This is a genomic window from Enterobacter sp. BNK-13, from assembly GCF_048685015.1.
GTDB classification, from domain to species: Bacteria; Pseudomonadota; Gammaproteobacteria; order Enterobacterales; family Enterobacteriaceae; genus Enterobacter; species Enterobacter quasiroggenkampii.
In genome coordinates this window covers 971,358-985,824 of the sequence record NZ_JBLQTP010000001.1, presented here as the reverse complement: position 1 = coordinate 985,824, position 14,467 = coordinate 971,358, and the positions used below count along the sequence as shown (strand labels likewise).

Sequence of the window (14,467 nt, the reverse complement as noted above, 5' to 3'; positions counted from 1 at the left end):
TTTGGGCGTAAGCCGCGTCTTCTCTCGCTTATCGCGTGTTTTCTAACTCTAATGCACATGGTTATCCACAGGAATAGTGGATAACTGCTTCCAGCCCATACAGACTGGCGCTCCGCAAATTCCCGGATTTTCCCACGAGACGGCGGCAAAAAATTTTTATAGCTATTTTTTGCTGATTAACAGTTGCGTCATTCATAACCAACCGATGCGATCTTGCTCACATTTTCACCTTTTCGGGCTCTGCACCACAACTCACCACCGCCAGCACCGTCGATGTGCAAGCCCGGTTTTTATCCGCCGCGCTTCTGTGACTTATTCCTAAAAAAGTCGCTTTTTTAACCACTTTCCGCTTTATGGCAGGGGTTTTGCAGATTCATCCACGAGCCACACCTACACATATTTTTAAGGAGAGAAAGATGTTGAGTCTGCGTGCAGTGAATCAGTTTTACGGAAGTCAACATACGCTATGGAATGTGGATTTAGATTTTCCGCAAGGGATGTGTACAGGCGTCGTTGGTCTGCCGGGCATGGGGAAAACCACCCTCATGAATTGCATCGCCGGGAAAGTGCCCGTCGAAAGCGGCAGCATCATCTGGTATGAGGCGGGCGCGCCCCCGCGTGATTTGCTCCACCCGCCGTCAGAACAGCGCTCCGGGCCGGGGATTGGCTATGTCTCGCAGGACAGGCGGATCTTCTCTCAGCTAACGATTGAGGAGAACCTGCATATCGCCATGCGGGCGACGGGGAAACCTAACCCGGAGGCGAAAAATGACGTTTACGACCTGTTTCCGGCGCTCTATGGGGTGCGGCAAACCCGCGCCAACACGCTCTCTCCGGACGACCAGTATCAGCTGGCGCTGGCTAATGCGCTGGTAAACCGCCCTCACCTGCTGATCCTGGATGAACCCCTGCACGGCGCGGGGCACAGCGTTGCCCAGAAGCTGGTGCAGCTGCTGGGGCGATTAAACCGGGAGCTGGGAATGACGGTGCTGTTAGCGGAGCAGCAGCTGTCGTTTATCCGCCGGGTGGCGGACCGTTTCTGTATGCTCTATCGCGGGCGTAACGTGGCGCAGGGCCACGTTAACGAACTGGATGATGAGCTTATCGCTCACTGGATGTCGCGTGAAGCAAAACGCTGAGATCGAGATAACGTCCGGTTTCGGCATTTTCCGCGCCGTCAGCCAGCCAGGGAATCTCCCCGAGGCACGGCGCGGGCAGGACGCGCCTGAGCGTCGCCAGATACTCCAGGTGTCGTTTACCCGGCGCAACCACGTCGTTGGCTATCCAGCCCGCCAGACGCAGCCCGGCCTGCTGTATGGCCTGCGCCGTCAACATGGCGTGATTGATGCAGCCCAGCTTGACGCCGACGACAAGAATGACCGGAAGCTGCTCGGCCTGCACCCAGTCAGCAAACGTCTGCGTGTCCGAAAGCGGCGTAAACCAGCCGCCAGCCCCTTCCACCAGCACCCAGTCGGCCTGATTTTCCAGCGTCCGCAGTCCGGCAGACAGCACGGCGAAATCAATCGGACGACCTTCATCGGCGCTGATAATGTGCGGCGAGGTCGGCTCGGCAAAGGTGTACGGATTCACCGCGGAATAGGCGAGTTCACGCGTGCTGTTACGCTGAAGCGCCAGCGCGTCGGTGTTGCGTAACCCTTCCGCCGTCATCTCGCTGCCGGACGCCACGGGCTTATACCCGGCGGTGTTTTTCCCGAGCAGCCGTGCCGCCTGCAGCAGCGCCGAGCTGGCCACCGTTTTGCCCACTTCTGTGTCCGTGCCGGTGACAAAATAACGTTCAGTCACGTTCGATAATCCCATGAAAAAGTTGATAGGAGAGCGGGAATTGACCCCGCTGCTGCGGCCAGGCCAGCTCAAGGCGCTGCAGCTGACCGCGGGTGAGCGGTTTTTTCTCGCGTCCGGTATGCAGGTGCGTGGCGCCTATGCCCTTCAGCGAACGCATGGCGCTGAACGCATCGCTAAAATTGAGCGTGATGGTCTGCACCACGCTGCGAGCGCGCCAGCCTGCCAGCGCCTGCGTCACCTGCTCATGCGATAAAAACCGGTTAGCGTGCGGCTGTTCATCCACCGCTTTCCAGGCCTGATTCAGCTCCGGCAGCGAACTTTCCAGCAGGGTGGTAAACGCCACCTTCCCGCCCGGTCGCGCCACGCGATAAAGCTCGCGCAAGGCCTGCGGCAGGCTGCTGCACCACTGAACCGCCAGATGGCTCCAGACCAGATCATACTGCGCATCTGCCAGCGGGATCGCCTCGATATCGGCCAGCAGATAACGATCTGCCGCCTGCCGCTGGCGCGCCTCTTCCAGCATCTGGGCTGAGAGATCGATAGCCGTCACCTGGCTTCCTGCCCCGCGCCAGTAGCGGCTGTTGCTGCCGGGACCACACCCGGCGTCCAGCACCTGTGGAAAACCGTTCTCGCCAAGGGCGGCCAGAAGCCCCTGCGCGCTCAGACGCTGCAGCTCATCATGCTGCGAATAGCTCTGCGCGGCGCGGCCAAATGCGGCAGCGATGGCCTGCTTATTCACCGGCATCATGGAGCGCCTCCAGCAACGTCTCAATGTCCTGTCGTTCATGCGCCGCCGTCAGGGTTAAGCGCAGCCGTGCCGTGCCCGGTGGTACTGTTGGCGGGCGAATGGCGGTCACCCACATGCCGCGCTGGCGCAGCGCCTGTGCCAGGGCCAGCGCGCGGGCATTTTCACCGACAATCACCGGCTGGATAGCGCTCTGCGAATCGGTGCTGCGGAAGGGCAGCGCCGCGAGTCCCTGACGGAAGCGGGCGATATGCTCTGCCAGCCGCTGGCGACGCTCATCCCCTTCCGCGCTGCGTATCACCGCCAGCGACGCTGACAGCGCCACGGCCTGCGCCGGAGGCATGCTGGTGCTGTAAATCAGGTGTCGGGCAAACTGCAGCAGATAGTCGGCGACGGATTCGCTGCACAGCACGGCGGCACCGCTAACGCCAAAGCCTTTGCCGAAGGTGACAATCAGCAGTTCCGGCTTCACGTTTTGCTGATACGCGCTCCCGCGCCCTTCGTCGCCCATCACGCCAGTGCCGTGGGCATCGTCGACCAGCAGCCAGGCATGCTGTCGCTTTGCGGCCTCGTGCAGCGCGGCAAGCGGCGCGCTGTCGCCGTCCATGCTGAACACCCCTTCAGTGACCGCCAGCTGTTGTCCGTCGCAGGGTTTATCCAGCAGCGCAGCAAGCTGTCCCGCATCGTTATGGGCAAAACGCCGCAGCTGCGCAGGGCTTAAATTTGCCGCCTCCAGCAGGGAGGCGTGGCTCAGGCGGTCGGCGATAATGCGGTCCGCCTTCCCCATCAAGGCCGTGATGACCGCCTGGTTGGCGGCAAAGCCGGAGATAAACAGCAGCGCGCGCGGGTAGCCGAGCCAGTCAGCCAGTTCCTCTTCCAGCGCCTGATGCGCCGTGGTGTATCCACTGACGTGTCCCGATCCGCCGCTGCCCACGCCAAACCGCTCCGCGCCCTGCTGCCAGGCGCGGATAATGGCCGGATGCTGGCTCAGCCCGAGATAGTCGTTGCTGGAGAAATTGCAGAACCGCTGGCCTTCACGGGTAAGAAAACGACCCGCACCGTTTTCCACCACCCTGCGAACGCGAAATGCCTCTGTCGCCCGACGGTCGTCGAGCGCAGAGTTGATACGTGCCTGCCAGGTCATACGGCTGCCGCGTTGTAGAACTGGTCGGTGTCGGCGTTGAAAATCTGCTGCTCCAGCTGCTGCTGTTGCTCGTTATCGCCCGTCAGCACTTCGGTTTGATGCGGGTTCAGCCCCAGCTTGCGGAACAGCTGAACGTCTTTGTCCTCTTCCGGGTTAGGCGTGGTCAGCAGCTTGCAGCCGTAGAAGATGGAGTTGGCACCGGCCATAAAGCACATCGCCTGGGTCTGCTCGTTCATCTGCTCGCGGCCCGCTGAGAGGCGAACGTAAGACGTTGGCATCATGATACGCGCCACCGCGATGGTGCGGATAAAATCAAACGCATCCACGTCCTCGTTATCCGCCAGCGGCGTGCCCTTGACCTTCACCAGCATGTTGATCGGCACGCTTTCCGGCGGGGTCGGCAGGTTCGCCAGTTGCAGCAGCAGGCCCGCGCGGTCTTTCACCGTTTCGCCTAAGCCCACGATGCCGCCGGAACAGACCTTGATCCCCGCGTCACGCACTTTATCCAGCGTATCCAGACGCTCCTGGTAGGTACGCGTGGTGATGATATTGCCGTAAAATTCCGGCGAGGTGTCGAGGTTGTGGTTGTAGTAATCCAGCCCCGCGGCCGAGAGGCGCTGCGCCTGCTCTTCGTTGAGCGTACCGAGGGTCATGCAGGCTTCGAGGCCCATCTCCTTCACGCCCTTCACCATCTGCTCCAGATACGGCATGTCGCGATCGTGCGGGTTCTTCCACGCCGCGCCCATGCAGAAGCGGGTTGAGCCAGCGTTTTTCGCCTTGCGCGCGGAGTCGAGGACCTGCTCCACTTCCATCAGGCGCTCTGACTCCAGACCGGTTTTGTAGCGCGCGCTCTGCGGGCAATATTTGCAGTCTTCAGGGCAGGCGCCGGTCTTGATCGACAGCAGCGTGCTGACCTGAACATGGCGGGGATCGAAGTGCTGACGATGCACCTGTTGGGCTTCGAACATCAGCTCAAGGAAAGGTTTGTTGAATAATTCAGTAACTTGCGACATCGTCCAGCGTGCGTGGTGAGCCATCGGGCTTCTCCAAAGGGTTTTGTTAATTTTCGGTTCGGTTTATACTCGTAAACCTAAAACTTTTCAAAATGGTTTACAAGTCGATTATGACCCAGGACGATCTCGCCTTCGACAAGCAGCATATCTGGCACCCTTACACCTCCACGACCCGCCCCCTTCCCGTTTATCCGGTGGCCTCCGCCCACGGCTGCGAGCTGCACCTCGCCAGCGGCGAGCGGCTCGTTGACGGGATGTCCTCCTGGTGGGCGGCGATTCATGGGTACAACCACCCGCGCCTGAATGCGGCGATGAAGGCCCAGATTGACCAGATGTCGCACGTGATGTTTGGCGGGATCACCCATCAGCCCGCGGTGGATTTATGCCGCCGTCTGGTGGCGATGACGCCTGCATCGCTGGAGTGCGTCTTCCTGGCGGATTCCGGCTCCGTGGCGGTGGAAGTGGCGATGAAAATGGCGCTGCAGTACTGGCACGCTAAAGGCGAAACGCGCCAGCGTTTCCTCACCTTCCGCAACGGCTATCACGGGGATACCTTCGGAGCGATGTCGGTGTGCGATCCGGATAACTCCATGCACAGCCTGTGGAAGGGGTATCTGCCGGAAAACCTGTTCGCCCCTGCGCCGCAGAGCCGCTTCGACGGCGAGTGGAACGAGATGGACATGGTCGGCTTCGCGCGGCTGATGGCAGCACATCGTCACGAGATTGCTGCCGTCATTCTTGAACCGATCGTGCAGGGCGCGGGCGGAATGCGGATGTACCATCCGGAATGGTTGAGGCGTATTCGCAGGATGTGCGACCGCGAGGGCATTCTGCTGATTGCCGATGAGATCGCCACCGGCTTTGGCCGCACCGGCAAGCTGTTTGCCTGCGAACATGCGGGTATCGCCCCGGATATTCTGTGCCTCGGCAAAGCGCTGACGGGCGGCACCATGACGCTCTCCGCCACGCTCACGACCCGCCAGGTGGCCGACACCATCAGCGACGGTGAAGCCGGCTGCTTTATGCACGGCCCGACGTTTATGGGTAACCCGCTGGCCTGCGCCGTGGCGAGTGAAAGCCTGGCGATTCTGGCGAGCGGCGAGTGGCAGACGCAGGTTGCGGCGATTGAAGCGCAGCTGAAAGCGGAGCTGAGCGCCGCCTCGGGGGCGAATTTCGTGGCGGATGTGCGCGTGCTGGGCGCCATCGGGGTGATTGAAACCACCCATCCGGTGAATATGGCGGCGTTGCAGCGTTTCTTCGTGGATCAAGGCGTGTGGGTACGGCCTTTCGGCAAGCTTATCTACCTGATGCCGCCGTACAGCATTACGCCGGAGCAGCTGCGTAAATTAACCGACGCGGTCGTAACAGCCGTTAACATTCCCGCGCATTTCACGATTTAACCCTATGCATTACACTTGCTGAACGAGCGATCAACGAGGGTAAACCGTATGAAAATCATCAGTAAAGATCTGTGCGACGGTGAAAAACTGCCGGAACGTCACGTTTTTAACGGCATGGGGTATCAGGGAGACAATATCTCCCCGCACCTGGCGTGGGACGAGGTTCCGGCAGGCACCAAAAGCTTTGTCGTGACCTGCTACGACCCGGATGCGCCAACTGGCTCCGGCTGGTGGCACTGGATTGTGGCGAACCTCCCTGCCGACACGCGCGTACTACCGCAGGGTTCCGGTTCAGACCTGGTTGCCCTGCCTGAAGGTGCCATTCAGACGCGTACTGACTTCGGTAAAGCGGGCTACGGCGGCGCGGCGCCACCAAAAGGGGAAACCCACCGCTATATCTTCACGGTGCACGCGCTGGATGTGGAGAAGATTGAGGTCGATGAAGGCGCGAGCGGCGCAATGGTCGGGTTTAACGTGCATTTCCATACGCTTGGCAGCGCGTCGATTACGGCGATGTATTCGTAAAAAAAGCCGGGTGGCGGCTACGCCTTACCCGGCCTACACTTCGCACTCGTAGGCCCGGTAAGCGCAGCGCCACCGGGCAAAAATCACAGCACTGAAGGCAGCAGTCCTACAAGGCGCCCTTCTTCCAGAAGCTGCATCGCCTTATCAATATCCGGGGCAAAGAAGCGGTCGTCGTCGTAATGGGTGACGTGCTCGCGCAGCACCTGACGCGCCTGCTCCAGCAGCGGGCTGGATTTGAGCCCCTCACGCAGATCGATACCCTGACTTGCCGCCAACCATTCCACCGCCAGCACACCGCGGGTGTTGGAGGCCATTTCCCAGAGACGACGCCCGGCAGCCGGTGCCATCGAAACGTGATCTTCCTGATTCGCCGAGGTTGGCAGGCTGTCCACGCTGTGCGGATGCGACAGCGCCTTGTTCTCGCTTGCCAGCGCTGCGGCCGTCACCTGAGCAATCATAAAGCCCGAGTTGACCCCGCCGTTACGCACCAGGAACGGTGGCAACTGGGACATGTGTTTATCCATCATCAGCGCGATGCGGCGCTCGGACAACGCGCCGACTTCGGCAATCGCCAGGGCGATATTATCCGCCGCCATTGCCACAGGCTCGGCGTGGAAGTTACCGCCGGAGACCACCTCGTTTTCCTGAGCGAACACCAGCGGGTTATCGGACACCGCGTTGGCCTCCACCAGCAGCACCTCCGCCGCCTGGCGCAGTTGCGTCAGGCACGCGCCCATCACCTGCGGCTGGCAGCGCAGGGAATACGGATCCTGCACCTTTTCACAGTTGTGGTGTGAATCCGCGATCTCGCTGGTGTCGGTAAGCACGTGACGGTACATCGCGGCAGCATCGATCTGCCCGCGCTGACCGCGCACCTCGTGGATGCGGGCATCGAACGGGCGACGCGAGCCCAGCACCGCTTCGGTGGTCAGCGCACCGCACACCACCGCCGAGGCAAACAGATCTTCCGCTTCAAACAGGCCGCGCAGCGCGAAGGCGGTCGACGCCTGGGTACCGTTCAGCAGCGCCAGCCCCTCTTTCGCCGCCAGCGTGATCGGCGTTAAGCCAGCCTTTTTCAGCGCCTCTTTCGCCGGAAGCCACTCGCCCTGCCAGCGCGCTTTGCCTTCACCCAGCAGCAGCAGCGACATGTGCGCCAGCGGCGCGAGATCGCCGGAGGCCCCGACGGAGCCCTTCGCCGGGATCCACGGATAGACCTCCGCATTAACCAGCGCCATCAGCGCCTGGATCACGCTCAGGCGGATGCCGGAGAAACCGCGCGCCAGGCTGTTGATTTTGAGCACCATCATCAGACGGACAATCTCATCGTCAAGCGGCTGGCCGACGCCCGCCGCGTGCGACAGCACCAGCGAACGCTGCAGGTTTTCCAGATCGTGCGTCGCGATGCGGGTCTGCGCCAGCAGGCCAAAGCCGGTATTAATCCCGTAAGCCGTGCGCCCTTCGGCAACGATGGCTTCAACGCAGGCCACGCTGTCGTTAATGGCGGCGTGGGCGCTTTCATCCAGCGAAAGGGTGACCGGCTGACGCCATACGTTACGCAGCTGTTTGAGCGTCAGTGAGCCGGGAGTGAGGGTTAATGCGTTCATTCATGCTTTCCTTTTGTGGCAGGGATCATCGGCAGGTTAAGGCCCTGCTCTTTGGCACAGTCAATGGCAATCTCGTAACCCGCATCCGCGTGACGCATCACGCCGGTTGCCGGGTCATTGTGGAGCACGCGAGCGATACGCGCGGCGGCTTCATCCGTTCCGTCACAGACAATAACCATCCCGGAATGCTGGGAGAAGCCCATCCCCACGCCGCCGCCGTGGTGCAGCGACACCCAGGTCGCGCCGCTGGCGGTATTCAGCAGGGCATTCAGCAACGGCCAGTCGGACACCGCATCCGAGCCGTCGCGCATGGCTTCCGTTTCTCGGTTCGGGCTGGCAACGGAGCCGGAGTCCAGGTGGTCGCGGCCAATGACGATCGGCGCGGAAACTTCACCGCTGCGCACCATTTCGTTAAAGGCTAGGCCGAGTTTTTGACGCCACTCCAGCCCTACCCAGCAGATACGCGCTGGCAGGCCCTGGAAGTTAATGCGCTCGCGGGCCATGTCCAGCCAGTGGTGCAGGTGTTCGTCGTCGGCGACGATCTCCTTCACTTTGGCGTCGGTTTTGTAGATATCTTCCGGGTCACCGGACAGGGCAACCCAGCGGAACGGACCGATGCCGCGGCAGAACAGCGGACGGATATAGGCCGGAACGAAGCCGGGGAAGTCGAAGGCGTTATTCACGCCCATCTCTTTCGCCATCTGGCGAATGTTGTTGCCGTAATCAAAGGTCGGAATACCCATCTGGCTGAAGGCCAGCATCGCGGAGACGTGCTCGGCCATGGAGCGTTTCGCGGCAAGCACCGTACCTTCCGGGTCGGTCTCCGCTTTTTGCTGATATTCTTCCCACGTCCAGCCTTTTGGCAGGTAACCGTGCAGCGGGTCATGGGCGCTGGTCTGGTCGGTGACCAGATCCGGGCGCACGCCGCGGGCGACGAGTTCAGGAAGAATATCTGCCGCGTTGCCGCACAGGGCAATCGACACCGCTTTGCCTTCAGACGTGTATTTTTTGATGCGCGCCAGCGCGTCATCGAGATTCTCGGCCTGTTCATCGACGTAACGGGTGCGCAGTCGGAAATCAATGCGGCTCTGCTGGCACTCAATGTTCAGCGAACACGCGCCGGCCAGCGTGGCAGCCAGCGGCTGCGCGCCGCCCATGCCGCCCAGACCGGCGGTCAATACCCAGCGGCCTTTCAGCGAGCCGTTGTAGTGCTGGCGACCGGCCTCCACGAAGGTCTCATAGGTGCCCTGCACGATCCCCTGGCTACCGATGTAGATCCAGCTCCCGGCGGTCATCTGGCCATACATCGCCAGCCCTTTCGCGTCCAGTTCGTTGAAGTGTTCCCACGTTGCCCAGTGCGGCACGAGGTTAGAGTTGGCGATCAGCACGCGCGGGGCGTTTTTGTGCGTTTTAAACACGCCCACCGGCTTGCCGGACTGCACCAGCAGGGTTTCGTCGTGTTCGAGTTCGGTCAGGGATTTTACAATTGCGTCATAGCATTCCCAGTTGCGCGCGGCGCGGCCTATGCCGCCGTAAACCACCAGCTCGTGGGGGTTTTCCGCCACCTCAGGATCGAGGTTGTTCATCAACATGCGCAGCGGGGCTTCGGTGAGCCAGCTTTTGGCGGTAAGGGTGGTGCCGCGCGCGGCGCGGACGTCCTGCTGGCGGTATTTACCTGACGACATTGTGTGCTCCTATACGGGACAGATGATGCATTTAGATATACTTGTATAGACAAGCACACACAAGGTCGGATTTAACAAAAAAGATACAATTTTGTTATATTGCGTTAGCGATCACGCTTATAAAACTTATGACATAAAGTGGCCCTGCAGCCGGTAACGGTTACCCGGGAAAAGCAGCCGGGCATGCGACACAATGTGCGATGAGGACCAGGTTCGACGGCGGATCAGCAGGCACGGGTCGTGCTCTTTAATGCGCAGCCGCTCGCACTCCTGCGGCGTGGCGCGCACGGCTTCCACAATGTGCTCCCCTTCCGTCAGCGGTGCGACAAGCGAAAGATAGGCATGCGGCGTGGTGTGGGTGTAATCCTGGTTCAGATAGTCCGGTATCCGTTCGGCGTTAACGCAGCGATCTTCAATCTGCACCGGAATGTCGTTTTCGAAATGCACCATCACGGAGTGGAAGATGCGGCTTCCCTCTTTGACATTCAGCTCTACCGCCTGCTCGGCGCTGGCCTGGGTCTCTTCGAGCACCAGCACCTCACAGCGGTGCTGATGATTACGCGCGGCAATTTCGTCCGCAATACTGCGGATTTCAAACAGGGCGGATTGCCCTTTCGGTTCCGCCACAAACGTCCCGACGCCCTGCAGACGCACCAGAAGCCCTTCGTCGGTCAGCTCGCGCAGCGCCCGGTTGATGGTCATCCGGCTAAAACCAAACTGCGCCACCAGTTCGGCCTCCGAGGGAATACGGTCGTGCGGCCGCCAGACGCCGGTGGCGATTTTTTCGCTGATCGCCTGCTTCACCTTTTCGTAGAAAGGTGCGGGAGAGCTCGACTGCGGCAGGGGTGAGCGTGAAAACATCGTGACTCCTTGAATAGTGTTATGCCCACCAGTGAGCAATTTGCCAGGCCAGGCGGGCGGCGAGCTTAGCGCCCTGCCCGTCCCGATCGTACTGTGGGTTAAACTCTACCAGATCGGCGGCCTGGAGCTTACCGCTACGGCAGATATGTTCGATGACGGGGAGGAGATCCAGTGCCGGAATGCCTAACGCAGCCGGAGCGGAAACGGCAGGCATCTCGCTGGCGGGCAGCACGTCCAGATCGATCGTCAGGTAAACGCGATCGGCCTGCGCCAGCACACTTTCCAGCGCGGACAGTGCATCGCGCCTGAAATGGAGATCCTCCACCAGCGTGACGTTCAGGCGTTCAGCCTCATCCCACAGCGCCTGCGTATTCGCCGCCCGGCTCACGCCAAAGCAGGCGTACTGAAATGCCCGCCCGCGCTCATCGCAGTAGTGCGCCAGCTGGCGAAACGGCGTGCCGGACGTCGCCCGGTCGGCCTTGCGCAGATCGAGATGGGCATCAAGGTTGATGATGACAACCCGCTCGTTCGGGAAGGCGTCCAGCACGCCGCGACCGTGCGCCCACGCGGTTTCGTGTCCGCCGCCAAAGACCAGCGTGCGCATCCCGGAGCGCTGGCAGGCTGTCACGGCATCGCTTAACGTCTGCTGTGCCGCCTCAAGCTCGTCACCTTCAACGTAAACCGAGCCCATATCCGCCAGCCGATCGTGTCCATGATGGCTGGCCATATTCGCCAGCGCCTTTCGCAGCATATCTGGCGCCTGCACGGCGCCGGGCCTGCCCTGATTGCGTTTTACCCCTGCATCACATTCAAAGCCTATCAGCGCAATGCCGGATGATAGCGGCGTGAACGCTCCCTGCTGCCGTATCGTCTGGAAAATGCGCGTTGCGTTGCTGGCCTCAGCGCTGTCGTCGCGCCCCTGCCAGACCGATTTGGCTACGGGCCGCCATAACCTCATACTGCCTCCCCACGGAAAATACGTTGATACAGCGGATTGCGTCCCGGCTCGTAGACCATCTCTACCGGATGGTGTGCATCCCAGACGATGAAATCAGCGACAAACCCGGCCCGCAGCTGTCCGTGGGTTTCCCCGCGGCCCAGCGCCTGCGCGGCATGCCGCGTGACGCCAGCCCAGGCCTCTTCAGGCGTCAGGCCAAACTGGACGCAGGCCATGTTCATCGCCAGGTGCAGGCTCGCAAACGGGCTGGTACCGGGGTTATAGTCGGTGGCGACCGCCATCGGCACGCCCTGTTTTCTGAGCAGTTCAACCGGCGGACGCTGGCGCTCCTGCAGAAAATAGAACGCGCCCGGCAACAGGACCGCCACCGTGCCGCTTTGCGCCATCGCCTGAACGCCTGCATCGTCAAGATATTCGATATGATCGGCGGAGAGTCCCTTATACCGGCTGACCAGCGCCGCACCGCCCTGATTCGACAGCTGCTCAACGTGCCCTTTCACCGGAATACCGAGCGCGGTCGCCGCCTTAAAGAGGCGCTCGGTTTGCGACGGGGTAAAGCCGACGTTTTCGCAGAACACGTCTACTGATTCGTATAACTCTTTTTGCCACAGCGTGGGCAATACCTGCTCACAGACCAGCGTGAGGTACGCATCCGGATCCTGTCGGTATTCCGGCGGAACCGCATGAGCCGCCAGCAGCGTTGGGCTGATATCAACCGGATTATTGAGGCTCAGCTGGCGTGCGACCTGCAGCATCTTCTCTTCGGCCTCGGCGTTGAGACCGTATCCGGATTTGATTTCAACCGTGGTGACACCTTCATTCATCAGACGCTGAAGTCGCTGCTGCGCCAGCTTAAGCAGGGTTTCGGGCGAGCTGCTGCGCGTCGCCGTCACGGTAGCGTTAATCCCGCCCCCCTGGGCGCTGATGGTTTGATAAGAGACACCGTTCAGACGCTGCTCCCATTCCGCCGCGCGATCGCCGCCAAACACCAGGTGGGTATGGCAGTCAATCAGGCCCGGCGTGACCAGACGTCCCTGAAGATCGACACAGTGACGGTGTCCGGCCGGAATGTCAGATTCAGGGATCACGGCCAGAAGGGTGTGGCCGCGTACGACCAGGGCGTGTTGCTCTTTCAGTCCATAGGGCGCACAGACGTCCGGCGCCATCGTAGCCAGTCGCGCATTTCGCCATATCACATCGTCGGGATGAATCTGCTGCATGGGCATTCCACTTGTCATAGGTTGTATAGACATTTATTTTCATCTGTTGTCTGCTGTCAACCGACTTTGCGGAAAATGTTATTTATTTGTGATCACTTACCCGCCGTCCCTGGGCTAAAAATGCAACTTTTACCCTTTTTATCTTCCCGTTTCGCTCAACTTAGTATAAAAAAGCAGGCTATTTCGTCTATCCCGTAAAGACTTGCATACCCAGGAGCTTCACCTTGAACATTTCCAGGATTTCCCGTCTGGCGTTAGCACTCGCCTTTGGCGTGACCTTATCCGCATGCAGTTCAACCCCACCGGATCAGCGGCCTTCTGAGCAGGTCGCGCCCGGTACGGCCTCCCGCCCGATTTTGTCTGCTGATGAAGCGAAGAACTTCGACCGTGCGCACTACTTCTCGTCGATGGATCCTAACGCTGCGCCGTGGACCCCGTCCTCGATTAACCTGCCGAAACAGCCTGACTTCGTGGTTGGCCCGGCGGGAGCGCAGGGCGTAACGCATACCTCGATTCAGGCTGCGGTAGATGCTGCCATCACGAAACACAGCGCATCTCGCCAGTTCATCGCGATCCTGCCAGGTGAATATGAAGGCACCGTGTATGTTCCGGCGGCACCGGGCAGCATTACGCTTTACGGTCTGGGCGAAAAAGCGATCGACGTAAAAATTGGCCTGGCGATTGATTCCGAAATCGACAGCAACACCTGGCGTCACCTGGTGAACCCGGCCGGTAAATATATGCCGGGCAAACCGGCGTGGTATATGTTTGATAACTGCCAGAGCAAGCGTGCCGCCACCATTGGCGTGATGTGCTCTGCGGTGTTCTGGTCCCAGAATAACGGTCTGCAGCTGCAGAACCTGACCATCCAGAATACCCTGGGTGACAGCGTTGACGCCGGTAACCACCAGGCCGTTGCGCTGCGCAGCGATGGCGATAAGGTACAGATTAACAACGTCAACATTCTGGGCCGTCAGAACACCTTCTTCGTGACCAACAGCGGCGTGCAGAACACCCTGCAGAATAACCGTCTGACCCGTACGCTGGTAACCAACAGCTACGTTGAAGGTGATGTGGATCTGGTGTCCGGCCGCGGCGCGGTGGTATTTGATAACACCGATTTCCGCGTGGTGAACTCACGCACTCAGCAGGAAGGTTACGTGTTTGCTCCGGCAACCCAGTCGAACCTCTTCTTCGGCTTCCTGGCCGTGAACAGCCGCTTTAACGCTGCCGGTGACGGCGTGGCGCAGCTGGGACGCTCCCTGGACGTGGACGCTGCGACCAACGGTCAGGTTGTGATCCGCGACAGCGTGATCAACGAAGGCTTCAACATGGCGAAGCCGTGGGCGGATGCGGCAATCTCCAAACGTCCGTTCTCCGGCAATACCGGTGCGGTGGACGATAAAGGGAACGTGCAGCGTAACCTGAACGACGCTAACTTCAACCGCATGTGGGAGTACAACAACCGCGGTCTGGGTAGCAAAGTGGTTGCTGAGCCGAAGCAGTAAT

General features: G+C 60.4%; 13 protein-coding genes. 4 read left to right on the top strand and 9 right to left on the bottom strand.

Annotated features, from left to right (window positions below; translation table 11 throughout):
- Positions 1-416: 416 nt before the first annotated feature.
- Complete coding sequence (locus tag ACMGGQ_RS04670) at positions 417-1,139, top strand: ABC transporter ATP-binding protein (protein ID WP_104949075.1); 723 nt, start codon at positions 417-419, stop codon at positions 1,137-1,139.
- Here the strand turns inward: ACMGGQ_RS04670 and bioD are convergent.
- Genes bioD through bioB form a run of 4 tightly spaced genes read right to left on the bottom strand, consistent with a single transcriptional unit; the run spans position 1,102 to position 4,729 of the window.
- Positions 1,102-1,803, bottom strand: coding sequence for a dethiobiotin synthase (gene bioD / locus ACMGGQ_RS04665; protein ID WP_420289652.1), 702 nt, complete (start codon positions 1,801-1,803; stop codon positions 1,102-1,104). The two genes, ACMGGQ_RS04670 and bioD, sit on opposite strands and share 38 nt — an antisense overlap.
- Positions 1,796-2,551, bottom strand: a complete 756-nt coding sequence (gene bioC, locus ACMGGQ_RS04660) for a malonyl-ACP O-methyltransferase BioC (protein WP_420289651.1) — start codon at positions 2,549-2,551, stop codon at positions 1,796-1,798. Before bioC ends, bioD begins: the two co-directional genes overlap by 8 nt.
- Entirely contained in the window at positions 2,535-3,692 is a 1,158-nt protein-coding gene (gene bioF / locus ACMGGQ_RS04655) for an 8-amino-7-oxononanoate synthase (RefSeq protein ID WP_420289650.1), read from the bottom strand. The genes bioC and bioF overlap by 17 nt, the downstream gene beginning before the upstream one ends.
- The gene (gene bioB / locus ACMGGQ_RS04650; protein WP_008501133.1) at positions 3,689-4,729 is read right to left on the bottom strand and encodes a biotin synthase BioB; all 1,041 of its coding nucleotides are present in this window, start codon (positions 4,727-4,729) and stop codon (positions 3,689-3,691) included. The genes bioF and bioB overlap by 4 nt, the downstream gene beginning before the upstream one ends.
- A gap of 86 nt (positions 4,730-4,815) precedes the next feature.
- On the opposite strand from bioB, the gene bioA reads away from it, so the two are divergent.
- Both bioA and ACMGGQ_RS04640 read left to right on the top strand, forming a co-directional pair.
- Complete coding sequence (gene bioA, locus ACMGGQ_RS04645; protein ID WP_420289649.1) at positions 4,816-6,105, top strand: adenosylmethionine--8-amino-7-oxononanoate transaminase; 1,290 nt, start codon at positions 4,816-4,818, stop codon at positions 6,103-6,105.
- 48 nt (positions 6,106-6,153) lie between these two features.
- Entirely contained in the window at positions 6,154-6,630 is a 477-nt protein-coding gene (locus ACMGGQ_RS04640) for a kinase inhibitor (RefSeq protein WP_420289648.1), read from the top strand.
- Positions 6,631-6,713: 83 nt separating this feature from the next.
- Here ACMGGQ_RS04640 and hutH read toward each other — a convergent pair whose 3' ends face one another.
- From hutH to hutI, 5 genes are all read right to left on the bottom strand, one after another.
- A complete protein-coding gene (hutH, locus tag ACMGGQ_RS04635) occupies positions 6,714-8,234 on the bottom strand; it encodes a histidine ammonia-lyase (RefSeq protein ID WP_032656312.1) in 1,521 nt (506 codons plus the stop codon).
- Positions 8,231-9,919 (bottom strand): urocanate hydratase, encoded by a 1,689-nt coding sequence (gene hutU, locus ACMGGQ_RS04630; RefSeq protein WP_420289647.1) that lies wholly within the window; start codon positions 9,917-9,919, stop codon positions 8,231-8,233. The genes hutH and hutU overlap by 4 nt, the downstream gene beginning before the upstream one ends.
- Before the next feature lie 126 nt (positions 9,920-10,045).
- Entirely contained in the window at positions 10,046-10,780 is a 735-nt protein-coding gene (locus ACMGGQ_RS04625; RefSeq protein ID WP_048222114.1) for a histidine utilization repressor, read from the bottom strand.
- A 19-nt stretch (positions 10,781-10,799) separates the two neighbouring features.
- Positions 10,800-11,738, bottom strand: coding sequence for a formimidoylglutamase (gene hutG, locus ACMGGQ_RS04620; protein WP_420289646.1), 939 nt, complete (start codon positions 11,736-11,738; stop codon positions 10,800-10,802).
- The gene (gene hutI, locus ACMGGQ_RS04615; RefSeq protein ID WP_420289645.1) at positions 11,735-12,958 is read right to left on the bottom strand and encodes an imidazolonepropionase; all 1,224 of its coding nucleotides are present in this window, start codon (positions 12,956-12,958) and stop codon (positions 11,735-11,737) included. The genes hutG and hutI overlap by 4 nt, the downstream gene beginning before the upstream one ends.
- Positions 12,959-13,182: 224 nt before the next feature.
- On the opposite strand from hutI, the gene ACMGGQ_RS04610 reads away from it, so the two are divergent.
- On the top strand, positions 13,183-14,466 hold the full coding sequence (locus ACMGGQ_RS04610) for a putative acyl-CoA thioester hydrolase (RefSeq protein WP_196346004.1): 1,284 nt from the start codon (positions 13,183-13,185) through the stop codon (positions 14,464-14,466).
- Position 14,467: the final 1 nt, after the last annotated feature.